22 protein-coding genes are annotated in these 24,491 nt (G+C 59.7%); 8 read left to right on the top strand and 14 right to left on the bottom strand.

Features of this window, described 5'->3' with window-relative positions; translation table 11 throughout:
• The first annotated feature begins 230 nt into the window (after positions 1–230).
• Positions 231–2,291 (top strand): AsmA-like C-terminal region-containing protein, encoded by a 2,061-nt coding sequence (locus tag PG879_RS09225; protein ID WP_104452036.1) that lies wholly within the window; start codon positions 231–233, stop codon positions 2,289–2,291.
• 46 nt (positions 2,292–2,337) lie between these two features.
• Here the strand turns inward: PG879_RS09225 and PG879_RS09220 are convergent, their stop codons facing one another.
• Complete coding sequence (locus tag PG879_RS09220) at positions 2,338–3,246, bottom strand: bifunctional GNAT family N-acetyltransferase/hotdog fold thioesterase (RefSeq protein ID WP_010672532.1); 909 nt, start codon at positions 3,244–3,246, stop codon at positions 2,338–2,340.
• Between the two features lie 173 nt (positions 3,247–3,419).
• On the opposite strand from PG879_RS09220, the gene PG879_RS09215 reads away from it, so the two are divergent.
• Positions 3,420–4,100, top strand: a complete 681-nt coding sequence (locus tag PG879_RS09215) for a methyltransferase domain-containing protein (RefSeq protein ID WP_103259330.1) — start codon at positions 3,420–3,422, stop codon at positions 4,098–4,100.
• 65 nt (positions 4,101–4,165) lie between these two features.
• Here the strand turns inward: PG879_RS09215 and dtd are convergent, their stop codons facing one another.
• The 3 genes from dtd to typA all read right to left on the bottom strand — a co-directional run bounded on the left by dtd (position 4,166) and on the right by typA (position 7,591).
• On the bottom strand, positions 4,166–4,603 hold the full coding sequence (dtd, locus tag PG879_RS09210; RefSeq protein WP_010672529.1) for a D-aminoacyl-tRNA deacylase: 438 nt from the start codon (positions 4,601–4,603) through the stop codon (positions 4,166–4,168).
• A 126-nt stretch (positions 4,604–4,729) separates the two neighbouring features.
• Positions 4,730–5,602: a virulence factor BrkB family protein gene (locus tag PG879_RS09205; RefSeq protein ID WP_039039511.1), complete on the bottom strand. Its 873-nt coding sequence runs from the start codon at positions 5,600–5,602 to the stop codon at positions 4,730–4,732.
• Positions 5,603–5,779: 177 nt separating this feature from the next.
• Complete coding sequence (gene typA, locus PG879_RS09200) at positions 5,780–7,591, bottom strand: translational GTPase TypA (RefSeq protein ID WP_039039512.1); 1,812 nt, start codon at positions 7,589–7,591, stop codon at positions 5,780–5,782.
• A gap of 350 nt (positions 7,592–7,941) precedes the next feature.
• Between typA and glnA the strand changes: the two genes are divergently transcribed.
• The 5 genes from glnA to add all read left to right on the top strand — a co-directional run bounded on the left by glnA (position 7,942) and on the right by add (position 13,826).
• The gene (glnA, locus tag PG879_RS09195) at positions 7,942–9,351 is read left to right on the top strand and encodes a glutamate--ammonia ligase (protein ID WP_010672526.1); all 1,410 of its coding nucleotides are present in this window, start codon (positions 7,942–7,944) and stop codon (positions 9,349–9,351) included.
• A 192-nt stretch (positions 9,352–9,543) separates the two neighbouring features.
• On the top strand, positions 9,544–10,113 hold the full coding sequence (locus PG879_RS09190; protein WP_010672525.1) for a DUF4124 domain-containing protein: 570 nt from the start codon (positions 9,544–9,546) through the stop codon (positions 10,111–10,113).
• A gap of 86 nt (positions 10,114–10,199) precedes the next feature.
• Positions 10,200–11,255 carry a nitrogen regulation protein NR(II) gene (gene glnL / locus PG879_RS09185; protein ID WP_010672524.1) on the top strand — a complete coding sequence of 352 codons (1,056 nt, stop codon included), beginning with the start codon at positions 10,200–10,202 and terminating at the stop codon, positions 11,253–11,255.
• 9 nt (positions 11,256–11,264) lie between these two features.
• Positions 11,265–12,683: a nitrogen regulation protein NR(I) gene (glnG, locus tag PG879_RS09180; RefSeq protein ID WP_010672523.1), complete on the top strand. Its 1,419-nt coding sequence runs from the start codon at positions 11,265–11,267 to the stop codon at positions 12,681–12,683.
• A gap of 141 nt (positions 12,684–12,824) precedes the next feature.
• Complete coding sequence (gene add, locus PG879_RS09175) at positions 12,825–13,826, top strand: adenosine deaminase (RefSeq protein ID WP_041212164.1); 1,002 nt, start codon at positions 12,825–12,827, stop codon at positions 13,824–13,826.
• A gap of 69 nt (positions 13,827–13,895) precedes the next feature.
• On the opposite strand, the gene hemN is transcribed toward add, so the two are convergent.
• The 4 genes from hemN to PG879_RS09155 all read right to left on the bottom strand — a co-directional run bounded on the left by hemN (position 13,896) and on the right by PG879_RS09155 (position 17,749).
• Positions 13,896–15,269, bottom strand: a complete 1,374-nt coding sequence (gene hemN, locus PG879_RS09170) for an oxygen-independent coproporphyrinogen III oxidase (protein WP_180911316.1) — start codon at positions 15,267–15,269, stop codon at positions 13,896–13,898.
• 28 nt (positions 15,270–15,297) lie between these two features.
• Entirely contained in the window at positions 15,298–15,738 is a 441-nt protein-coding gene (locus PG879_RS09165) for a DUF2489 domain-containing protein (protein ID WP_039039514.1), read from the bottom strand.
• Between the two features lie 11 nt (positions 15,739–15,749).
• On the bottom strand, positions 15,750–16,331 hold the full coding sequence (gene yihI, locus PG879_RS09160) for a Der GTPase-activating protein YihI (protein WP_039039515.1): 582 nt from the start codon (positions 16,329–16,331) through the stop codon (positions 15,750–15,752).
• Between the two features lie 800 nt (positions 16,332–17,131).
• Positions 17,132–17,749, bottom strand: coding sequence for a c-type cytochrome (locus PG879_RS09155; protein ID WP_039039516.1), 618 nt, complete (start codon positions 17,747–17,749; stop codon positions 17,132–17,134).
• Between the two features lie 143 nt (positions 17,750–17,892).
• On the opposite strand from PG879_RS09155, the gene yihA reads away from it, so the two are divergent.
• Complete coding sequence (gene yihA / locus PG879_RS09150; protein WP_042864600.1) at positions 17,893–18,546, top strand: ribosome biogenesis GTP-binding protein YihA/YsxC; 654 nt, start codon at positions 17,893–17,895, stop codon at positions 18,544–18,546.
• A gap of 981 nt (positions 18,547–19,527) precedes the next feature.
• Here the strand turns inward: yihA and aroE are convergent.
• The 6 genes from aroE to dprA form a co-directional block, all read right to left on the bottom strand.
• Positions 19,528–20,349 carry a shikimate dehydrogenase gene (gene aroE / locus PG879_RS09145; protein WP_226043625.1) on the bottom strand — a complete coding sequence of 274 codons (822 nt, stop codon included), beginning with the start codon at positions 20,347–20,349 and terminating at the stop codon, positions 19,528–19,530.
• Between the two features lie 103 nt (positions 20,350–20,452).
• Entirely contained in the window at positions 20,453–21,361 is a 909-nt protein-coding gene (gene hemF, locus PG879_RS09140) for an oxygen-dependent coproporphyrinogen oxidase (protein WP_270830047.1), read from the bottom strand.
• A gap of 100 nt (positions 21,362–21,461) precedes the next feature.
• On the bottom strand, positions 21,462–22,022 hold the full coding sequence (locus PG879_RS09135; protein WP_039039520.1) for a Sua5/YciO/YrdC/YwlC family protein: 561 nt from the start codon (positions 22,020–22,022) through the stop codon (positions 21,462–21,464).
• Between the two features lie 273 nt (positions 22,023–22,295).
• A complete protein-coding gene (locus tag PG879_RS09130; protein ID WP_041214092.1) occupies positions 22,296–22,853 on the bottom strand; it encodes a DNA topoisomerase family protein in 558 nt (185 codons plus the stop codon).
• Between the two features lie 55 nt (positions 22,854–22,908).
• Positions 22,909–23,382, bottom strand: a complete 474-nt coding sequence (locus PG879_RS09125; RefSeq protein WP_010672510.1) for a DUF494 family protein — start codon at positions 23,380–23,382, stop codon at positions 22,909–22,911.
• Positions 23,375–24,490 carry a DNA-processing protein DprA gene (gene dprA / locus PG879_RS09120; RefSeq protein ID WP_042882248.1) on the bottom strand — a complete coding sequence of 372 codons (1,116 nt, stop codon included), beginning with the start codon at positions 24,488–24,490 and terminating at the stop codon, positions 23,375–23,377. Before dprA ends, PG879_RS09125 begins: the two co-directional genes overlap by 8 nt.
• Position 24,491 lies beyond the last annotated feature (1 nt).

Below are 24,491 nucleotides of genomic sequence, written 5' to 3'. Positions count from 1 at the left end.
ACCTTGCCTGATGGACAAACACCCGGCTCATGTCGAGCCCCTGATCCGCCGCTGGCTGGGCCTGCGGGACCACTACTCCAATGCTTGACCAAGGCAGATGCAGAAGAGGGTCACCTTGCCTGATGAATAAACACCCGAGCCATGTCGAACCCTTGATACGATGCTGGCTCGGTCTACGGGATCACTACTCGAATGCCTGACCAAGCAACAGAAACAGGAGGAAAGCACTGATGAATTCCTGGCTGCGCGGCCTGCTCTACACCTTTGCCTTCCTGCTGCTCTTTGTCTGGGTCGGTCTCGGCCTGTTCGATGCCGAGCGCGCCAAAGGCCCCATCGCCAACTGGCTCAGCCAGCAGACCGGGGTGCCCGTCACCATTGGCCGGCTGGTGTTCAATCCGCTGCACCCCTACACCCTGCTGGCGGAACAGGTGCGCTATGGGGATGCGGTACAGCTGGAAAAACTCTATCTGGAGATCGAGCACATCGACTGGTTGAACCGGGATGTGCGCATCGCCCACCTGGACCTCATCCGTCCCGTCATCAAGCTGCCGCTCCCCAACCAGTTGCCAAGCCTGCCGGTTCACTCCCTCACCATCAGCGACAGCACCATCGACAACCTGAGCCTGCAGAGCGAGGCCCTGACCCTGCGCGGCCTCAGTGCGTCCCTGAGTGACTGGGAACTGATCGACCCAAGACGCCAGCCCCAGGCCAACCTCACCCTGGGCATCAACCAGCTGGAGACCCCCATGTTCACCCTGGCCCGTCTCAGCCTCAAGGGGCGGCTGGAGGGGCAGGTGCTCAGCACCGACAGACTGACCACCAACCTGTTCGACGGCCTGCTCGAGACCGGCATGGTGCTGAACTGGCCAGAGCGCAGCCTGCAACTGCACGATCTCAAGGCCCGCGCCATGCGCCTCGAGCTTGGTGACATCCCCCCTGGCGAGTTCCCCCTGCGCCGCATCACCCTGGACAGGGGCCAGCTTGCCCAGGTGAGCATCAATGCCATCGATCAGGAGCTCTCCCTCAACAACTTCAACGGCCAGCTCACCGCCTTCGACTGGCAGGCGGGCAGCCAGCCCAGCGGCTATCTGGCGGGCACCCTGGGCGACATGGGCCGCGGCCTGTTCCAGCTTGAGGCCGTCGAGGGCAAGCTCGCCTTCTCCCCCCGGCAGCTGGATGCCGAGCTGCGGGGCAAGGCATACGAAGGGGAGTTCAACGTCGAGCTGGCCCTCGACACCCAGCAGCAGAAGCTCACCCTGAAGGATCTGGCCCTGAGCGGCATGGACATCAGCTTGCCCCAGGGGTGGTGGCAGGATTGGCAGGGCTGGCGCCCGCAACAGATCGACATCCGCAAACTGGCCTTCGACAAGCTCAAGGTGCTCTCTTTCGACGACACCCTGCCCCTCTCCCTGACCGGCTGGCAACTCTACCTGAACGATCTCGCCCTGCGGGGCAACCAGCCAGGCCCCCTGCTGGGACGTGCCCGCATCGAGAGCAAGTGGTTCGAGCTGGTGTGGGACGGTCTCAGTGCTCGCAACGGCACCCTGGATGGCGAGCTGACCCCCAGTTCCTGGCAGCTCAACACCCTCACCACCTCCCTGCCCGACGAGGGCTCCCTCAACCTGAGCGGCCAGTGGGGCAGGACGCCCGGGCAGGAGAGCCGCCTGCAGTTGCAAGGCAAGCAGCTGGATCTGGAGCAGTGGGGCAAGTTGCTGCACTCCCCCGTCTCCTTCGCGGGCAAGGTGGATCTGGCGGCAGATCTGCAAGCCGACCTCAACGGGCAGCCCGGCGAGCAGACGGCCAACTGGCGCCGGACCCTTCAGGGCAGCCTGAGCCTGGAGAGCAAGGATCCCTTCTGGGACAAGGTCGGCATCGACCCCCTGCTGGATGACTGGTTCAGGGAGCAGACCCCCCCCGATCTGACACCGCAGACGCTGTGGCAGGCGATGCAGCGCGGAGACACCCCCTTCTATCAGATCAGGCTGGATGCCAGGGCGGAGCAGGGCAAGGTGCGGATCGAGCAAGGCGGTGCCTCCACCATCACCCACCTGCTGGCACTGCAAGGGGGTGTCGACCTGGCCGCAGACCAGTGGCAGCTCGACCTCGGGGTCCTGAACAAGGGGCGCTGCGCCGAGCTGCTCGCCCGCTGGCGCGGCCCCCTCAATGCGCCCGACCTGGGCTGGAGTTTCCCCACGGGACAGGACGCCTGTGGCTGGGAGGCGGGTGTGCGCTACCCCGCCCAGGGACGAAGCGGCCCGCTCTGGCGCCCACGGCCACCGGCCGCCCAATAACGAACAAGGCCTCGCGAAGAGGCCTTGTTGCTGTGAACATCAGGGATCAGCGTGCGCCGCGCTTGATGGGCAGTACCACGTACTGACCGACAAACTCCACCGCCAGCTTGCGGCCGCTGAACAGCTGCACCCGCAGGCTGAATTTGGCGGACTCTCCGCCCCTCAGCGGCTCGAGCACGGCGGGCATGCCCTCCCGGGCCACCCGCGCCTCCGGTTCTTCGCTCACCGGCCGGTAATACTTGATGTTGCCCTCGGCCAGCACGGTATCCCCTCCCAGCCCTGCCTCCTTGAGCTGCAACCAGATGAGACCCCAGCCCGCCAGCACGCACTGGCTGTAGATGCTGCCGGCGAACATGGTGTCGTGGACGTTGAGATTGGCCGCCAGGTTGGCCTTGAGGTGGAAGGTCTGGCCATCGTAGTGGGTGATGTGCACCCCCATCTTCTCGCTGATGGGAATGCCCCGCGACCAGCGGGTGGTGAGATCCTGGCACCACTCCGGACGGTACTGGATGGTCTGCATGGGACTCAGGGACTTGATCATCTGGCGGTGAGGGATGCGGCCGAAGGAGACGGGGCCTTCCCCTACCTCGAGGAAGCCGCAGCGGCGATAGAACTCCACCGCCTCCTGGCGGGCGTTCATCACCAGCCGTTTCACCTTCTCGTCGCGGGCAAGCTGCTCGAGATCTTCCACCATGCGGGCGCCCAGCCCCTGGCCGCGAAATTCGGGTCGCAGCGCCATAAAGCGGATTTGGGCTTCATCGCCGCCCACAAAGAGGCGACCCACGGCGATGGGCGTTCCGTCGGGTGAGAGCATCAGCCGGTGAATGGCGACGGTATCGTACTCGTCACGCTCGGAGCCAAGGGGCAGATTGAAGGGTTTGCGCAGTAGTTCCCAGCGCAACTGATAGTAAGCATCCAGCTCCGCTGGTGTTTCTGGGGTGACTACCCGGTACATAAAGCGATCCTTGAGTGTGCGCCGACTGGCAGATGGAAGGACTGACGCAACCATATCTCCCGGCGCAGCCTGTAGTAGGTATCCAGCTCGGCTGCCGTTTGGGGGGTGACCACCCGGTACATAACAACATCCTTGAGTTACACTGGTCGAAAGCCATCTTGCCGTGCAAATTCATGGACTTCAATCTGCAAGCGTACCAAGCCGATCACTTATTGCACCTCAGTGCCAAACCCGAACGCCGCGTTTCGGTGCTTGAAAATGCCCGTCATCGCTGGCTGGAAATGGACGGCGTGGTGCAATCCGCCATGAGCCTCCACCAGCCGGCCCGCCTCTGTCTGCCTCATCAACGGAGCATCGCGGAGCAGTTGCCAAAGCAGGCAAGCCGGATCCTGGAGCTGGGGCTGGGCGGAGGGGATCTCACCCGTCACCTGGCGGCACGCTGGCCCGATGCCCACCACGACTGCGTGGATCTGGATGCCGAGATCCTCACCCTGTTCCAGCAGTTCTTCCTCCCCTCGTCAGGGGGCTCGCCTCGGCTGCATCACGCCGATGCGCTGCATTTCCTGCACCAGAGCCAGGAGAGCTACGATCTGGTGCTGCTGGATTTGTTCAGCCAGGACGGCAACCCCCTGCTGCTGTTCCAGGCTCCGCTCTATCAGGCGCTGGCTAAACGCCTGAGCGGCACCCTCATCATCAATCTGCTGCCCCGCACCCGGCTCGAACAGGCACAGGCTCTGCGACTGGCAGAGGAGTGGATAGGCCCGACCCACGTCCACGACGTGCCCGGATACCGCAACGTCATCCTGCACGCGACCCGTCAGCATGGCCAGGGCGGGCGAGCACCGGCAGGGTGAAGAACCTGCGAAGTGTGCAGGCATCGCGTCCTGCCCTCCGCTGAGTCCTGCCCTACCTGCCACCCTTATACCTGCAGCCAGAAAGTGACGGGGCCGTCGTTGAGCAACCTGACCTTCATGTCGGCGGCGAAGCGGCCGGTTTCGGTCGGCACGCCGCTCTCCCTGGCGCGAGCCACGAAGTACTCATAGAGTCGCTCTGCATCTGCGGGATGGGCGCCACCGGAGAAGCTGGGTCTCATCCCCTTGCCGGTATCCGCCGCCAGGGTGAACTGGGAGACCACCAGCAGGCTGCCGCTCACCTGGCTCACGTTGAGGTTCATCTTGCCGTTCTCGTCCGAGAAGATGCGATAACCGCTCACCTTGTGCAGCAGTTTGTCCGCCTTGGCCTCGTCATCCCCCTGCTCCACCCCGAGCAGCACCAGCAACCCCTGGCCGATGGCCCCGGTCACCTCTCCCTCTACCGTTACGCTGGCCTCGCTGACCCGCTGAATCAGTGCAATCACATCCCTCTCCTCTCAAAACAGCACGACCGCCCATCCTGCGGGATGAGCGGTCGTCGATGCTACCAATAAATGCCCTGCCCGGGCCAACGCCTTTGTGGCGGGATCCGGTGTGATGGCCGGCCGGCGTCAGGCCAGCTCCTCTGCACCGGGCTTCTCGTACTCCCCGAGGCAGGCGGTGGTCTCGGCCCCCAGCAACACCACCAGCCAGCTCAGATACACCCAGACGAACAGGATGGGAATGGTCGCCAGGGCGCCATAGATGGCCTGGTAGGAGGGGAAGTTGGTGATGTAGATGGCAAAGCCGCGCTTGGCCAGCTCGAACAGGGTGGCCGCCACCAGGGCACCGATGAAGGCGTGGGTCAGCCGCACGCGGCAGTTGGGCACCACGGTATAGATCAGCAGGAAGGTGAGCACGGAGAAGAGGAACGGCAGGCTGCGCAGCAGCAGATAGCCGATACCGAACAGGCTGTCAGCCGCGAACAACCTGAGCGAGAGAATGTAGGAGGAGATGGCGATGCTGGCACCGATGAGCACGGGGCCCAGGGTCAGGATCATCCAGTACATGGCGAATGCCTGGGCCAAGGGCCGGCTTCGGGTGGACCGCCAGATGTAGTTGAGATTCTTGTCGATGGCCGAGATGAGCATCAGGGCCACCACGATCAGGGCACCGATACCGACGGCCGTGGTGTTGGTGGCGTTGGCCACGAAGCCGTCGATGTACTCCTTGAGCATCTCGCCGGCGGTGGGGACGAAGTTGTGATAGACGAACTGCTCCATCGCCTGCTTCAGGCTCTGGAACACCGGAAAGGCCGACATCATGCCGAACACCACGGCGATCATGGGCACCAGGGAGAGCAGGGTGACATAGGCCAGGTAACCGGCGGTCACCGTCAATCTGTCCTGCTGGAAACGGCCCCAGACAAACTGGGCGAAGTGGGCACCATCGTGGCGCAAGAAGGAGAGTGCATGGGCCAGACGGCCGCGGATCTGCTGCTGCATCTTGTTTCTCGTAAGCGTGATCATGCAGACATTGTGTCAGATAGGGTGGTCATTTGGCCACCCGCAGACCGGCCGGATGCGCCTCCATCCAGCTCAGGCACCATGCGCCCTCATGTCGAGCCCATAAAAAAAGAGGCCTTAAGGCCTCTCTTTGGTCTGTCGATGAACAGCTATCGATCAAGCACGACCGGCGCGCTTGCGATCCAGTTCGGTCAGCAGCTTTTTACGGATACGGATGGCCTTGGGGGTGATCTCCACCAGCTCATCGTTGTCGATGAACTCCAGAGCTTGCTCCAGGGTCATGCGGATCGGCGGAGTCAGCACCTGGGCTTCGTCGGTACCGGAGGCACGCATGTTGGTCAGCTGCTTGCCTTTCAGGCAGTTGACGGTCAGGTCGTTGGAGCGGGAGTGGATCCCGATCACCTGGCCTTCGTACACTTCGGTCGCGTGACCGATGAACAGACGACCACGATCTTGCAGACCGAACAGGGCGAAGGTCAGGGCCTTGCCGGTGGCGTTGGAGATCAGCACGCCGTTCTGACGCTCACCGATGCTGCCACCCTTGTGCGGACCGTAGTGGTCGAAGGTGTGGTACAGCAGACCGGTACCAGAGGTCATGGTCAGGAACTCGGTCTGGAAGCCGATCAGGCCACGGCTCGGGATGATGAAGTCCAGACGGACGCGACCCTTGCCATCCGGGGTCATGTTGGTCATCTCGCCTTTACGCAGGCCGAGCTGCTCCATCACGGAACCCTGATGCGCTTCTTCCACGTCCACAGTGACGGTTTCGAACGGTTCTTGCAGTTCGCCATCCACGGTACGCAGGATAACTTCCGGACGGGACACCGCCAGTTCGTAACCTTCGCGACGCATGTTTTCGATCAGGATGGAGAGGTGCAGTTCACCACGGCCGGAGACGCGGAACTTGTCCGGATCTTCGGTCTCTTCCACGCGCAGGGCCACGTTGTGGACCAGTTCCTGGTTCAGACGTTCCAGGATGTTGCGGGAGGTGACGAACTTGCCTTCTTTACCAGCGAACGGCGAGGTGTTGACCTGGAAGGTCATGTTCACGGTCGGCTCGTCAACGGAGAGCGGCGGCAGGGCTTCGACGGCACTATTGTCACAGATGGTGTCGGAGATCTTCAGCTCGCCCAGACCGGTGATGGCGATGATGTCGCCCGCTTGCGCGTCGGTCACTTCGGTACGGGACAGGCCCAGGTAGCCCAGCACCTGACCGACCTTGCCGGTACGCGGTTTGCCGTTGGCACCGACGATGGTGACCTGCTGGTTGGTCTTGACGCGACCACGAGTGATGCGGCCGATACCGATGACGCCCACGTAGGAGTTGTAGTCCAGCTGGGAGATTTGCATCTGGAAGGCACCGTCAACGTCGCCCTTCGGGGCTTCCACGTTGTCGACGATGGCCTGGAACAGAGGTTCCATGTTCTCGGACGGGACGTCCTGATCCAGGGTGGCCCAACCGTTCAGTGCAGAGGCGTAAACAACCTTGAAGTCCAGTTGCTCATCGGTGGCACCCAAGTTGTCGAACAGATCGAAGACCTGATCCATTACCCAGTCAGGACGAGCACCCGGACGGTCGATCTTGTTGATGACCACGATGGGCTTCAGACCCTGGGCGAACGCCTTCTGGGTCACGAAACGGGTCTGCGGCATCGGGCCGTCAACGGCGTCGACCAGCAGCAGCACGGAGTCAACCATGGAGAGTACGCGCTCAACTTCACCACCGAAGTCGGCGTGACCCGGGGTATCCACGATGTTGATGCGGTAGTCGTTCCAGCGGATCGCAGTGTTCTTGGCGAGAATGGTGATGCCACGTTCCCGTTCCAGATCATTGGAGTCCATGATCCGTTCCTGACCTTCGCTGGTGCGATCCAGAGTGCCGGATTGCTGCAGCAGCTTATCAACCAGAGTCGTTTTGCCGTGGTCAACGTGCGCAATAATCGCAATATTGCGTAAATTCTCTAACATTCTCGCCTCAAATCACCGGGTAAAATTGGGCGCTAATTGTACTCTCGCCTTTGTGATCTGCCTAGCAGAATTGCAACACATTCACGCACAACAAAGGATCAGGATCATGGACCCCGCAGCAAAAGGCTGCTTAGATGGCCTGGATACGCTGGCGCACCATCTCGGTGCACCAAAACGATCCAAGGTTGCACCACTTTAATGCAGCAACCGGCATGAGAACGGGTTTCTCGACAGCCTGAAACGGTGCAAGTGCCCTGAAATCAAGCTGTCACAAACTTGGCACGATACTGGCTTATGTGAATGTGACGACGCATTCACCCAAAGAGTTTTAACACCGGAGGTTACTTAGCATGTCAGCCCAGAACGTTTTGGCCCTGATCCAGGAACACGAAGTCAAGTTTGTTGATCTGCGTTTTACCGACACCAAGGGTAAAGAGCAGCACGTATCCATCCCTTCCCACCAGGTTGACGAAGACTTCTTCGAAGACGGCAAGATGTTCGATGGTTCCTCCATCGGCGGCTGGAAGGGCATCAACGAGTCTGACATGGTGCTGATGCCGGACCCGGCTTCCGCCAAACTGGACCCGTTCACCGAAGAGACCACTCTGAACATCGTCTGTGACGTGCTTGAACCCGCCACCATGCAAGGCTATGACCGCGATCCGCGCTCCATCGCCAAGCGTGCCGAAGATTTCCTGAAGTCCAGCGGCATCGCTGACACCGTGCTGTTCGGGCCGGAGCCGGAATTCTTCATGTTCGACAACATCACCTTCTCCAACACCATGGGCCACAGCTTCGTGAAGATCGAATCCGAAGAAGCTGCCTGGAACTCCGGTACCGACTACGAGCACGGCAACAAGGGTCACCGTCCATTCGTCAAGGGTGGTTACTTCCCGGTTGCCCCGGTTGACTCCTCCCAGGACATCCGTGCCGCCATGTGCCTGGTGCTGGAAGAGATGGGCCAGGTCGTCGAAGCTCACCACCACGAAGTGGCGACCGCCGGTCAGAACGAGATCGCAACCCGCTTCAACACCCTCACCCTGAAGGCTGACGAAGTACAGGTCCTGAAGTACGTGATCCACAACGTGGCCCACGCCTACAACAAGACCGTCACCTTCATGCCGAAACCCATGTTCGGTGACAACGGCTCCGGCATGCACTGCCACCAGTCCCTGGCCAAAGACGGCGTCAACCTGTTCGCAGGCGACCTGTACGGCGGTCTGTCCGAGATGGCACTGCACTACATCGGCGGCATCATCAAGCACGCCAAGGCCATCAACGCCTTCGCCAACCCAACCACCAACTCCTACAAGCGTCTGGTGCCGGGCTATGAAGCACCGGTCATGCTGGCCTACTCCGCCCGCAACCGTTCTGCCTCCATCCGTATCCCGGTCGTGCCGAGCCCGAAAGCCCGCCGCATCGAAGTACGCTTCCCGGATCCGGCTGCCAACCCGTACCTGGCCTTCGCTGCCCAGCTGATGGCCGGTCTGGACGGCATCATCAACAAGATCCATCCGGGCGATGCCATGGACAAGAACCTGTACGATCTGCCGCCGGAAGAAGCCGCTGAAGTGCCGACCGTTGCCGGTTCCCTGGACGAAGCGCTGTCCGCACTGGATGCAGACCGTGAGTTCCTGACCCGTGGTGGCGTGTTCAGCGATGACTTCATCAACTCCTACCTAGAACTGAAACAGCAGGATGTTGACCGCGTGCGCATGACTCCGCACCCGCTGGAGTTCGAGCTGTACTACTCCGTCTAATCCGCTTTCCCATGACAAACCCGCCATCTGGCGGGTTTTTTTTCATTCTGGCAACGGAAATACCGCCAAACGGGCACGATCGTGCAGAAAGATGATCCCGTTCACGGAGCCGTACCACCCTCGGCTGTTCACACCCCGACCCCGTGGTTTTTCTCTGATAGGATTAAGGTGAACCCCGTCAAGGAGAGATGGATGAACACTGTACCCTGGCTGCTGAGCCTCCTGCTGATGGCCTCCTGTTCCGCACAGGCCGCCCGCGTCTACTCCTGGGTCGATCCCCAGGGGGTGACCCACTACACCGATGCCCCTCCTCCCGGCAAGAGCGCAAAAGAGGTAGACCTGCGGGTCTCGCCGCTCATCGGCACAGCCCCCCACTCGGTCCAGGTGGACAACTTCAACAGCCTGACCGGTGTCGATGCCAGGAAAGCCCTGGAAGCGGCTCCCCTGGAGATCGACCTCATCTCTCCGGAACCGGGCAGCACATTGCGCGACAATACCGGCAACATCGTCTTCCAGGGCGAGATCTCTCCCCAGGTCCCGGTGCAATACGATGTGCGCCTGATCCTGAACGGCAAGGCGGTGCCCCTGGTTCACAACAGCCTGGCCATAAGGGTGGAAAACCTCGATAGGGGCGCTTACGAGGCACGGCTCGAGTTGCTCGCCAAAGACGGTACGATCCTTGCTAAATCTAAGCCAACCACCTTTTACCTGCACAGGGCGTCGGTGAATCAGGCTCCCAGAGCTGCCCCCAAGGCCAATTAGGGGTGATGTGACGCACCGATGCGGGTAAACTTGATGCACTATATTGGTGCATTCTAGGTGTACAGCACCGTTTTAGGGAGAAACCTGTGCCAACCCGCTCGGACAACGCCAAGACACTCTTGGACAATCTGCTGACCGCCGTCATTCTCATGGATGAGCGTCTCTGCATTCAATTCGTCAACCCGGCGGCAGAGCAGCTGCTTTCCCTCAGCGAACGACGACTGATCGGCATCGAACTGCCCCACCTGCTGGAACACATCTCTCTCGATCTGCAGCGTTTCAAACAGTGCCTCATTTCGGGGCAGGGCTTCACCGACAGCGAAGTCACCCTGGTGGTGGAGGGGGAGCCCAGGCTGGTAGAGATCAGCGTCAGCCCCATGGCCGATCATGAACAGCGACTGATGGTGGTAGAACTGCGCAAGATCGATCAGCAGAAGAAGATCAGCCAGGAGCTGCAGCAACACGCCCAGCAGCAGGCCGCCAAGGAGCTGGTGCGCGGCCTGGCGCACGAGATCAAGAACCCCCTGGGGGGATTGCGCGGCGCGGCCCAACTGCTGCAAAAGGAGTTGCCCGACCCGGCCTTGCGTGAATACACCGGCATCATCATCGAGCAGGCCGATCGCCTGCGGGTGCTGGTCGACAGGTTGCTCGGTCCCCAGCGTCCCGGCCGTCACCAGATGCACAACGTTCACTCCGTGCTGGAGCAGGTGCGCCGTCTGGTGGACCTGGAGCTGCCGCCGCAGATCCGCATCGAGCGGGACTACGACCCCAGCATCCCCGAATTCGAGATGGAATCGGACCAGCTGCAACAGGCGTTCCTGAACATAGTGCGCAACGCCGCCGAGGCCCTTGGGGATCAGGACGGCCTCATCCGCATCAAGACGCGCACCGCCTTCCAGATCACCATCCATGGCCAGCGCTATCGCCTGGCGGCCGAAATCAAGATCATCGACAACGGCCCCGGCATTCCCGACGCCATTCGCGACACCCTCTTCTACCCCATGATCACCGGCAAGGAAGGGGGAACGGGCCTGGGCCTCTCCATCGCCCAGAACCTGATCGATCAGCACAAGGGTCGCATCGACTGCATCAGCTGGCCAGGCCACACCGAATTCACCATTTATTTACCACTTCGCAAGTAAGGGAACCTCATGACAGCAAAAGTGTGGATCGTCGATGACGACAGCTCCATCCGGTGGGTTCTGGAGCGCACCCTTGGCAGCGAAGGCTTCGAATGCGAAAGTTTCGCCGACGGCGAAGCCCTGCTGAGTTCACTGGAGATGCGCTCACCGGACGTGATCCTCTCGGATATCCGCATGCCGGGCATCGACGGCCTGAGCCTGCTGGAGCAGATCCATCGCCGCCAGGCCGATCTGCCCATCATCATCATGACGGCCCACTCGGACCTCGACAGCGCGGTCAACGCCTACCAGCGCGGTGCCTTCGAATACCTGCCCAAGCCGTTCGACATCGACGAGGCGGTCACCCTGGTACGCCGAGCCGAGAACCACCTCAAGGAGCAACGTACCAAGCGCAAGGCTCGCCAACAGGAAGCCACCACCACCCCGGAGATCATCGGCGAAGCCCCTGCCATGCAGGAAGTGTTCCGCGCCATCGGCCGGCTGTCGCGCTCCAGCATCTCGGTGCTCATCAACGGTCAAAGCGGTACCGGCAAGGAGCTGGTTGCCCATGCTCTGCACAAGCACAGCCCCCGAGCCCACAAGAACTTCATCGCCCTCAACATGGCGGCCATCCCGAAAGATCTCATCGAATCCGAGCTGTTCGGCCATGAGAAGGGAGCCTTCACCGGCGCCAACAACATTCGTCACGGCCGCTTCGAACAGGCCGATGGTGGCACCCTGTTTCTCGACGAAATAGGCGACATGCCGCTGGACGTGCAGACCCGGTTGCTGCGGGTTCTGGCGGACGGGCAGTTCTACCGGGTTGGTGGCCACCAACCGGTGCAGGTGGATGTACGGATCATTGCCGCCACCCACCAGAATCTGGAGAAGCGGGTCGCCGACGGCGAGTTTCGGGAAGACCTGTTCCACCGCCTCAACGTCATCCGCATCCATATTCCGGCCCTCAAGGAGCGCCGGGAGGACATCCCCCAGCTGGCCCAGCACTTCCTGCTGCGAGCCGCCAAGGAGCTGAACGTGGAGGCCAAGAGCCTGCACCCGGATACCCAGACCTACATCAGCCGCCTCCCCTGGCCGGGCAACGTGCGCCAGCTGGAGAACGTCTGCCGCTGGCTGACGGTGATGGCCTCGGGCCAGGAGGTGCTGGTAGGCGATCTGCCCACCGAGCTGCTGACTCCCATCACTAGCACCGCCGAGCCGGGCCAGCCCGCCCTGACCGGTGGCTGGCAGCAGCAGTTGCAGGACTGGGTGGCCGCCAAGCTGGCGCTGGGGGAGACCGATATCCTGGCGGATGCCATGCCCCAGTTCGAACGGATCATGCTGGAGACGGCACTGGATCACACCCATGGTCACAAGCAGGAGGCTGCCCGCCTGCTCGGCTGGGGCCGCAATACCCTGACCCGCAAGCTCAAGGAGCTCGACATTCCCTGAGCCTGCGGGAAAAACGATTCCCATCACGCCTTGAGGGAAAGCCTGACCAATCACACCCCGTTTGCTTGCAAACGGGGTATCTTTTTCAGGCGCCCCGCCTAGAATGGCAGGCTTTCCAACCCGACTCGCAGAAGGTGCCCCATGATTGACAGATCCCTCCCCCTGACCGACCTGCATCGCCATCTGGATGGCAACATCCGCCCGCAGACCATTCTCGAGCTGGGACGTCAGCACAACATCCGACTGCCGGCCGATGAGCTGGAAGCCCTGCGCCCGCACGTGCAGATCGTCGAGAACGAGCCGAGTCTGGTGGCCTTCCTGAAGAAACTGGACTGGGGCGTGGCCGTGCTGGCCGACTACGATGCCTGCCGCCGGGTCGCCTACGAAAACGTGGAAGATCTGCTGCGTGCCGGGATCGACTATGCCGAGCTGCGCTTCAGCCCGGCCTACATGGCGATGACCCACAAACTGCACCCACAGGGCGTGGTCGAAGCCATCATCGACGGCGTGGCCGCAGGCAGCCGTGACTTCGGCATCAAGACCAATCTCATCGGCATCATGAGCCGAACATTCGGCACCGAGCAGTGCAAGCAGGAGCTGGATGCCTGTCTGGCTCATCGCGATCGCCTGGTCGCCATCGATCTGGCCGGCGACGAACTGGGCTTCCCGGGCGATCTCTTCACCGACCACTTCCGCCGGGTGCGGGATGCAGGCATGCGGGTCACCGTGCACGCCGGTGAAGCCGCCGGCCCCGAGAGCATGTGGCAGGCCATTCGCGAGCTGGGAGCCGAGCGCATCGGCCACGGGGTCAAGGCCATCCAGGATCCGGCCCTGATGGCCTATCTGGCCGAACACCGCATCGGCATCGAGTCCTGCCTCACCTCCAACCTCCAGACCACCACGGTGGCGAGTCTGGCCGATCACCCGATCCGCCAGTTCCTGGCGGCCGGCGTGCTGGCCTGCCTCAATACCGACGATCCGGCGGTGGAGGGGATCGACCTGCCCCATGAATACGAGGTGGCGGCCCCGGCTGCCGGCATGACGGTGAGCGAGATCCGCACCGCCCAGCAGAACGGCCTGACCCTGGCCTTCCTGAGCGAAGCCGAGAAGGCCGAGCTGAGTGCCCGTGCGGCTCAACGCTGAGCAGGGGTAAAACCCAATAAAAAAACCGCCGAAAGGCGGTTTTTTTATTGTCCCACGACATTGCCCGGCCTAGATCACCCGGGAGAACTGCTGCTGGCGCGCCTTGTTGCGCAGGTAGACATCGAAGCACATGCAGATGTTGCGGATCAGCAGCTGACCGGTGGAGACCACCTCCAGCCCCTCTTCGGTCATGCGCACCAGACCGTCGTCGATGAAGGTCTGCAACAGCTTGAGATCCTCGGCAAAATACTCCTTGAACACCAGGCCGTGGGCCTGCTCCACAGCGGCGAAGTTCAGGGAAAAATCGCAGATGAGGCGCTTGATCACCTCACGACGGATCAGATCGTCCCGATTGAGGGAGCACCCCTTCCACTGGGCATGGCCCAGTGACTCGACCTGGGCGTAGTAGGTTTTGAGATCCTTCTGGTTCTGGGAATAGGCATCCCCCATCATGCTGATGGAAGAGACCCCCAGCCCCAGCAGATCGCAATCCCCCTGGGTGGTATAGCCCTGGAAGTTGCGATGCAGCTTGCCCTCGCGCTGGGCGACGGCCAGCTCGTCATCGGGCTTGGCAAAGTGGTCCATGCCGATGAACTGATAACCCTGGCCGGTCAGGAAGGCAATGGTGTCCTGCAGCATGGCCAGCTTCTCCTGCGGCGCCGGCATGTCCGCTTCTTTCAGCTTGTGCTGGGCGGCAAAACGGCTCGGCAGGTGGGCATAGTTGAAGATGGAGAGGCGGGCCGGGTCGGTCTTGAGCACCTCTTCCAGGGTGTGATGGAAGCTCTCCCGGTTCTGGTGCGGCAGACCGTAGATGAGATCCAGATTGGTGGAGCGGAACCCCAGCTCGCGGGCACGGACCAGCATGGCGCGGATGAAGTCGTTGTCCTGCTCCCGATTGACCGCGACCTGGACCGTCTTGTTGAAGTCCTGAACGCCGAGGCTGATGCGGTTGAAACCGAGCTCCCGCAGCACATCCAGCATGGACAATTCGATCTCGCGGGGATCCACCTCGATGCTGATCTCCCCCTCCTCGGCGAAGTGGAAGTGCTCCCGCAACATGGCCATCAGGCGACGAGTCTGGGGGTCGCTCAGATAGGTGGGTGTACCGCCACCCCAGTGCAGCTGGGTGACCAGTCTCTCCTTGAACAGGGGGGCCTGGGCCTTGATCTCCTGTTCGAGGTAGTCGAGGTATTGATCTGCCTTGTGCTGGTGCCGGGTAATGACCTTGTTGCAGCCGCAGTAGTAGCAGAGCTTGTGACAGAAGGGGATGTGCACGTAGAGCGACAGATTGCGTGCAGGATACTGGCCCGCTGCCTGGACAAAGTCCGGATAGCCGAACCCCTCGTTGAACTCCAGCGCAGTGGGATAGGAGGTATAACGCGGACCACTGTAGTTGTATTTTTCGATCAGGGCCTGATCCCACACAATCTGTTCTGCTTGCACGCTTGCTTCCTCTGTCTTTGTCATGGGCTCACCGGCTTAACTGAAAATCCTTCAGTCTGGCGACATCCTCAAGGATCTGCGCCTCCAGCTCGGCCTCGTAGCCGCTGCGTTCGAGATCCATCTTCATCACTTCATTGCGCTTGAGTGCCCGCCTCGCCTCATGGGTCGGCATCTCCTTCACCTTCTCATAGAGGCCGTAGAGCCCCGGGAACTCGGTGGCAAAGGCGCGGCCCCCCTTTATTTGCAAGGCATCCAGCAGATTGGTCAGCCGGATGGCGCCTTCTGAGTAGTCGCACTGACCATCTCGTACCGCGTGGGCGATCACCCTGACACTCTCCAGAATCCGCTCGTTGCGGGCCGCAATGGCGTGCTGCTGCATCTCTTGCTGGCGTTTGAGACGCGCCATCAGGGTGCCGGCATAGACGGCAAGCCCCAGCAAAATCAGGCCACCCAACAGGGCGGCCAGCATCCATCCACTCATCACTTTTTCTTCGGCTCGGGTTTGGCTTCAGGCTGGTAGTCTGCCTGAGAGAAACGTTCCCACAGCTCCTCTTCGGAGGCAGGCTGACTCGGCTCGTCAAAATCGGCATCATCAAAATCCATGTCGCCATCTTCGTCATCGTCGTTGTCGATGATACCGAGCTCGTCCATCAGCTCCTGATAACGGTCAACCCGCTGATCGACCCATGCCTGCTCTGCGGCCTCCAGGGTTTCACCGGCATCCAGACGATCCAGCAAAGCATTGAGGCGATCATCATTCTCGATGGACGCCAGCTCCTGCTCGGGGGTCATCACCACCCGCTTCTCTTTCGCAGGCTTGGTCGCCACCGGCTTGCTACCCTTCTCGTCGGCAATCAGCGCGATGGGCTTGCGAGAGCCGATGCGTGGATCCTTGGCCTGCTTGGAGCCGCTCTTTTTGCCCGCCTGCTCGACCTGTTGGCGGGAGCCCGCCTTCAGGCCCTTGCGCTTGGCGGCGCGCTTGCGCTCACGACCTTCCTGGGCACTGGCATCTGATTCTTTGCGCTTGCCGGTAGGCTTGCGGTTGGGTTGTTTGGCCGACATGAATGACTCCGACAAATAACTGAATGGAAACCCCCGGAGCGTGTCGTCCGGGGAGGATGCTGAAGCGGGGAACAGTAAATATGGAACAAGAGTGGGATCCCGCACCAATTCGACCACTTTGGGTCGCTGAACACCGCAGGATCGGCATCCTCTGGGCATGTTGCTGGTATTTTGACACAGAATGTCTTGGCGGGTTAATGACCCAATAGAAAAAAGGCAGCCGAAGCTGCCTTTTTCCATCATGCGAGTTCCATTCCCTGGTAGCCAATCGCCTTATCCCTGGGCGAACCACGGCGCATCATTTCGTTGGATCATCCTGATCCTTATTGACCAGTCCTGAGTGTGCGTGTGTTTGTTTGTCTAACCCAAACCGGCGACATCCTGCCTCCCATCGGGGTGGTTGCCTCCCGCAGCCCCGCTCATCCCTGGCGGTCACCATCCTGGCTTTTTGCATCTATTGCTCATCGCATGCTCCGAGCCGACATCCTGTCAAACCGAAGACGGGTCTTGCACCCTCTCTCCGGCCAATCCTTGCTGCCTACTGTAACTTCTTCGCTGGATGACTCAATCAACCAAAGCACATTTCGAACTGGTACAAAGTGATTTTTTATTTCTTAATTCATTGAAAAACAAAAAATAATTAAATATACATGAGCAATCTTTCAGACACGACCAGCCCCGTATATAGAAGATCTCTTACAGCAATGCAGGCTGTTTACGGGCGATCGCTACAACCTCAAAAAAGAACAGGGAACACAATGGTTCCCTGTTCTTTTCAACAAGATAACTAACAGGCTATATCAGTGAAGCCCCGCCACATACTTGGAGAGCGCCTCGATGTCCTGATCCGTCAGCTTCTTGGCCACATCCCGCATCATGCCATTGGGATCGTTGTCGCGGGTCGCCGAACGAAAAGCGCTGAGCTGGGCCTTGATATAGGCGGGATGCTGCCCTGACAGGCTGGGATACTTCGCTTGCTCGACGCCGGAACCCCGTGGGCCATGACAGGCGGTACAGGCGGCCAGGCCTCGCTCCATGTCTCCCCCCATATAAAGCGCCTTGCCTGCGGCAACCACATCATCGGGCACGGCAACCGGCGTCACCTTCTGGCTGGAGAAATAGGCGGCAAGATCGTCCATATCCTGCTCGGACAACGGCAACGCCATGGGTCCCATGACGGGCGCAACCCGACCAGTTTGGCCAGAAGCTGCAGCCTTCAGTTCAACTAATTGTTTTTTGATATATGATGCGTGCTGACCAGCAATCTTGGGATACATGTCGACTGGGCTGTTGCCGTCCGGTCCATGACAGGCCGCACAGACGGCAGCCTTGGTTTGTCCCGCAGCGGCATCGCCCTTGGCTTGTGCCATCCCAGTTACGCCAACCATCAGAGCAAGTGTAATGACTAGGTTCTTCATGGCGTTCCAACTTTCTCGTTATTAGGCTTCCAGATCCCATGCCGCTGAAGGCATGTTAAAATAAACGCGTTCAAGCGACGCCATTTTACACTATTTCACAAAAAAGTAACTCTATAACCCTCTATCTCTATGGGGAATTTACGTTGGATACACAAACTCTGAATTTCAATAAGGTGCATTTTGTGACCAGCGCACCCGACATCCGCCACCTGCCAAATGATGGGGGTGTCGAGATTGCGTTTGCCGGTCGTTCCAACGCTGGCAAATCGTCTGCATTGAATACCTTGACCAAACACAAGAACCTGGCGCGTACCAGTAAGACCCCTGGCCGTACTCAGCTGATCAACCTGTTTGAGCTGGAACCGGGCAAACGCCTGGTTGACTTGCCTGGCTATGGATATGCCCAGGTTCCGCTGGAAATGAAGCTCAAGTGGCAAAAGTCACTGGCTGAATACCTGCAGCGACGGGAGTCCCTGAAAGGGCTGGTAATCCTGATGGACATCCGCCATCCGCTCAAGGAAACCGACATGAACATGCTGGAATGGAGTTCACACCGTGAACTGCCGGTGATGCTGTTGCTGACCAAGGCGGACAAGTTAAGCCCGGGGCCCCGCAACAACCAGGTGATCAAGGTTCGTCAGGCGGTGGCAGAACTGGGCCCACAGATCCAGGTTGAAGCATTCTCTTCTCTGACCAATATCGGCGTCGAGAAGCTGGCCCAGACCCTGAGCGGCTGGTACCTGTCCGAAGCAGACAACGCCCAGATAGACGACGAAGATCATCAGAACGAGGAGTAAACAACTCCTCTCCCTGGCTGCAATTGGCGGAGTTGGACCTCCGCTGATTGAAAGGCTTTCATGATCCCCCCATCTCCGAGCCCTCCCTCCCCGCCTTCGCCACCTCTGAAGAAAAACCTCAAAAAATATATTTAAATCATACTGATAGCATGTTTAGACGCGAAAAGAATTAACTAATCATCAACCTGATACCGTTTTCATGGATATCGAGTAAAAAATCAGAATTGAAGGCTGTAACAAACGAAACTGAAATTTAATTACACGATGAGGCAATATAGGGATAAAAATGAGGCCGGTCTTGCCATTGCAAACCGGCCTGAAGAAATGAGTTCAAAAATTTGGGAAAAAGCGAGTTCTCGAGAACAAAGACGATTGGTTTTCCTCAAGAAACGCCTTCATTCTAACAAAGAACGGCAACAATTAAAGCATTTACTCTAAACGTTACTCATAAAAAAACGCCCCGACGATGACTCATCGGGGCTGCTATTCAGCCACATTCAATTACGTGAAATAAAAGGTCTGAAAGATAGAACATCTTACCTCTGTACCCTACGCCGACAACTGTACAGCAAAGCAGCAGAAAGTGAAAGTAATTTATGTAATTTAGTTTCAAGGGTAGGAAAAAGAAAAAATATTCATAATTTTCATGCAGATAAAAAAATCCCCAGTACGAATACCGGGGAGTTATAAAGGTGACTAGCTAGCACTTCCTCAACTATCCAGTTAGTCAGCAGTCCGTTACAGAAGTTCCGCTGCTTTGAGAAAAAACTCAAAAAAATTCTGCGCGCTACGGCAAATTAAAAGTAACCTATTGTTAGATAATGATTTTATAAAATGGTGCCTGTTCTGCCACACCCCCACCACAGAACAACCGTTTCACGTCACACGTGTCGTGCCACATCCTGATGGATGCCCCCTATCCAGCGATGCAGAATCTCTACATCAGATCTGCCGACAGCCCAATAGAGCACACTAGCTGGTTCACACGACGCCCAGATTGCGCTGCAACTCTCTCAATACCTGCTTGGTGCCGGGCCGGATCCCTCGCCATACGGTAAAAGCCTCCGCAGCCTGTTCGACCAGCATGCCCAATCCATCCATGGTATGGCGCGCGCCATGTTGTTTGGCCCAGCCGATGAAGGCTGTGTCCGTTGCGCCATACATCATGTCGTAGATCGCGATGTCCGGGTGGATGAGGGTTGGAGCCAAAGGTGGCAACTCACCTTGCAGACTGGCTGAGGTGGAATTGATGATGAGATCGAACGGCCCCACCAGCTGTTCATAGGATTGAGCAGTGATGCTGCCCAGATCCTTGAATTCCACAGCCAGCTGTTCCGCCTTGGCATGGGTACGGTTGACCACGACAATCTCGCCCGGCGCTTCCGCCAGCAGGGGGGCCAGGGCGCCACGAGCAGCGCCACCGGCCCCCAGAAGCAGGATCCTGCTACCGGCAAGGTTCACTCCGTGAGCCTTGAGATCGGCGACCAGCCCGGCGCCGTCGGTATTGTCACCCAGCAACACGCCATCATCAGTCAGTTTGATGGTGTTGACCGCTCCCGCCCGCTTGGCCCTGGGGCTCAGCCGCTCCACCAGCCCGAAGGCTTGCTCCTTGAAAGGTACAGTCACGTTGCACCCCTTCCCTCCTTCGGCGAAGAAGTGGTTCAGAGCGCTGGCAAACTCATCGACGGCCGGTTCTGCCAGACCATACTCCAGCTCTTGCTGGGTCTGCCTGGCAAACAGGGTATGAATGAAGGGAGATTTGCTGTGGCGCACGGGGTGGCCAAAAACCAGATAACGATCCATCAAGGCGTTCCTTTTGAGGGCAATATCCCGATTTAACGGGTTTTCTCATGAAGGAACAAGCCGAATATCGGCCAATAAGAAGGGGCCATCGTGGCCCCTCTGGTCACAACCACTCGCGCGGTTTGAGGTATTCGCTGTAGAGCAATGCCTCCGGGCTGCCAGCCTCCGGCTGCCAGTCGTACTCCCAGCGCGCCAGCGGCGGCATCGACATCAGGATGGATTCGGTGCGCCCCCCCGTCTGCAGTCCGAACAGGGTCCCGCGGTCGTAGACCAGATTGAACTCCACGTAGCGGCCACGGCGATAAAGCTGGAACGCCCGTTCCCGCTCCCCATAAGCAAGCTCCTTGCGTCGCTCGACAATCGGCAAGTAGGCCGCGAGGTAACCCTCACCCACTGCACGCATAAAGGCAAAGCTGTCGGCAAAGGGCCAGCGGTTCAGGTCATCGAAGAAAAGACCGCCCACCCCGCGCGTCTCGCCCCGATGCTTGAGGAAGAAGTAACGATCGCACCAAGATTTGAACTCGGGATAAATGTCGGTGCCGAACGGCTGACAGAGCTCACGGGAGACCTGGTGCCAATGCCTCACGTCCTCTTCGAACGGATAGAAGGGCGTCAGGTCGAAGCCGCCACCAAACCACCAGATCGGCTCCTCCCCCTCTTTCTCGGCGATGAAGAACCGCACATTCGCATGGCTGGTCGGTACATAGGGATTATGCGGGTGGATCACCAGCGACACCCCCATGGCCTCAAATCTGCGCCCAGCAAGTTCGGGACGATGTGCGGTCGCGGATGCCGGCATGGCATCGCCATAGACATGGGAGAAGTTGACCCCACCTTGCTCGATCACCGCCCCCTGGCGCAGCACCCGTGTAATACCGCCACCACCACCTTCGCGACTCCAGGCATCTTCCACAAAGCGCCCGCATCCATCGGCCTGCTCCAGGCCACGGCAGATATCATCCTGCAATTGCAGCAGGAAGGCTTTAACCTGGGCCACATCCGGTTTGCTCATTTTATCTCCAGTCAGACAGGCATCATGCATGCACTGCCTGCACTTCTCGTAATGTCATGACCTCATCGCACAACCTGCATGAAACAGGGCCGCGCCCAACTCAGGATGGGCGAATGATGGCCCCGGTGCGGGCGTCCTTGATTTCGGACGGGTTGGCTTGCCCCCCGACTTCGCCGGGCAGAATGTAAGCCAGCTGGCTTGCCAGCAGATCGCCAATATCAGCCACCCGGCGAGCGGGCTCCTCACCGGTGAGATTGGCACTGGTGGACACCAGCGGTTTGCCAAATGCCCGGCAAAGCCCTTGCACCTGGGGATGGCCTGTGACCCGCACCGCCAGGGTCTCGAACTGACCGGTCAACCAGGACGGCGTCGTCGCGCGAGCGGGCATGATCCAGGTGAAGGGACCAGGCCAGCTCGCCTGCACGCGAGCAAGCTGCTCATCGCTGAGCTGGCTCAGGTCGATGTAGTCCTGCAATTGCGCCAGATCTGCCGCGATCAGGATCAATCCCTTCTCCACCGGCCGCTGCTTGATGGCCAGCAGCCGCTGCACGGCGGCTTCGGAATCAGGATCACACCCCAGACCAAACACGGCTTCGGTGGCATAGGCGATAACCCCTTCTCCTTGAAGGGCGGCAACCGCTTGTTCAAATTCATTTGGCATAAGCACATGCGACAGCCACGCTGCCGCCTCTCATCACTGGATTGTATGTTGAACCGACATGACGGCATCGGGGCCATCACTGCTGCGATATGGGCTATATCCCTGCTCCTCTTCAGTCATGCATTTCGGCTCAGACGCTTGCGTGCATCAGTGAACCGAACAACCGCAGGGAGCTTGAGATGGCGATCAGGAGCAGGGCGACTTGGGCGATGCGCATCTGCTCACAACCTCACGCTGACCAGCAATCCGCCTGCCTGATCACGGGCGGCGAGATTATACCCGCTCAATCTGGTGGGAGCATTTCTTTTGCGGGCAGACCCAGCGCAGGTTTCCCCGCACCTTCTTCTCGACCATGATGCCCCAGCCACACTCGGGACAGGGCATGGGAACCGGCTTGTCATTCACCACATACTTGCAGTGAGGATAGGCGTCACACGAGTAGAACTGTTTGCCATAACGGGATGTGCGGCTCACCAGATGACCTTTGCCACACTCCGGGCAGAGGATTTGGGTATCGTCACTCTCCTGAAGGGATTCGATATGCTGACAGGCCGGGTACTGGGTACATCCCACAAACAGACCGTAACGACCCTTCTTGATGGCCAGTGGATGGCCACAATCCGGACAGGACGACCCCTCGAGCACTTTCTCTATGTCGCGGCCAGAGGGGGTGAGGGAGCGAATGTAATCGCAAGCGGGATAGGCTGAACAACCAAGGAAGGGACCGTGCTTGCCCTGGCGGATCACCAGTTCAGCACCACACTGCGGGCACGGCTCGCGCTCGAAGGCATGTTCGTGGGCAGAGAAGAGGTGGTGATCGATCTTTGACATGGGCCGCGCCTTGAAATCCAGATGGCCTGAATTCTACCAGCGCGGCACCGGGCTGTCAGTGGATGACGCCGTCCGACTCGTCAAACACCAGCTCTTCCATCTGCTGGTAGGCGTTTTCGCTGCCTGGCACATTGAACAGCACCATCATGACGACCCACTTCAGATCGTCCAGCTCGATGTCCGGCTTGTCCAGCTCGAGCAACCGTTCGATGCAGATTTCACGGGTTTCGGCATTCAGCACTTGCGCCTGCTCCAGGAACAGCAGGAAACCGCGACATTCAGTACTGAGGCGAACCAGCTCCTGCGGCGCATAGATCCGCATAGAGCCCTGCTGGCTTGCGGTGACATAGACTTCCCGCTCGCTGTCGTGCAGGTTGGCCAGTCGCTCCAGCCAGTTGAGCGCTTTCTCGATCTCGTCCTTGTCGAAACCGGCCCGGCTCAGTTCGTCGGTGAGTTCATCCTGCTCGACCATCACATCTGCATCGCTGTGGATGTAGGTCTCGAAAAGGTACATCAATACATCAAACATGATTCGCCCTCCTCGCTCTGACGTATCCACCGGCTACCGCCATCACTGCACCAACCAGCTCCAGCTCTACCAACCTGCCCAGTACGACATCGACAGGAAGCCGGGCCCGTTCGGCAACGGTATCCACGCTCGTGGTCTCATAATCTACGTTATCCAACAAATCGGCATAAGGCAATTCGCTATTATGCTGCGCCTCGGAAGAACCGTTGGCGGGTCCGGGGGGCAAGACCAGCCTTGGAAACTCTTCCAGGATATCGGCGGCATTCAAGACCAGCTTGGCACCCTGTTGAAGCAGACGGTTGCACCCTGCTGCCTGTGCATTTTGCGGGGCGCCGGGAACGGCAAAGACCTCGCGGCCCTGCTCCAGCGCATAACGGGCCGTGATGAGCGAACCACTCTGTTCTGCCGCTTCCACCACCAGTGTCCCCAGCGACAGACCACTGATGATACGGTTGCGGCGAGGGAAGTGTTCAGCCAGGGGGCCTTGCTGGGGCGCCAACTCGGAGACAAGCAGACCTTCCTGCTCGAGGATCTGCATCGCCAACCCCTGATGACGCTTGGGGTAGAGACAATCCAGACCGGATCCCAGCACCGCCAGGGTGATTCCGCCCGATGCCAGCGCCTGCTGATGGCAGACGCCATCGATGCCCAACGCGAGGCCGGAGGTGATCGCCAGACCACAGCCCACCAACTCGGCACACAAGCGTGTCGCATTGTCTTTGCCGGCATAGGTGGGGTGGCGGGTACCCACCATCGCCAACTGTGGCAGGGAGAGGGATGAGACGTTCCCGCGGCAGTAGAGCAAGAGCGGGGCACCGGGGATCTCTTTGAGCAGGGCAGGATATGCGGGGTCATCGGGACAGAGGAGGTGATTGCCGGGCTCGGCGGCCCAGCTCAATCCCTGCTCCACGACAGGAAGAGGCCATCTCATCTGCTGAATCTGGGCACTCTGCAGACCAAGAGCTCGCAGGGCGCCATCGTCTGAGTCAAACAGAGTTGTGATGTCACCACCCACATGCGCCAACAGGCGAGCGGCGGTGACCGGGCCTATGCCTGTAACGGCATCCAGCGTCAGCCATAGCGACAACCGCTCCAGTGGCAAGGACACG

The organism is Aeromonas sp. QDB63 (genome assembly GCF_027707425.1).
Lineage (GTDB): Bacteria > Pseudomonadota > Gammaproteobacteria > Enterobacterales > Aeromonadaceae > Aeromonas > Aeromonas caviae.
The sequence above is the reverse complement of the archived record's forward strand: the minus strand, read 5'-3'. Positions and strand labels throughout refer to the sequence as shown.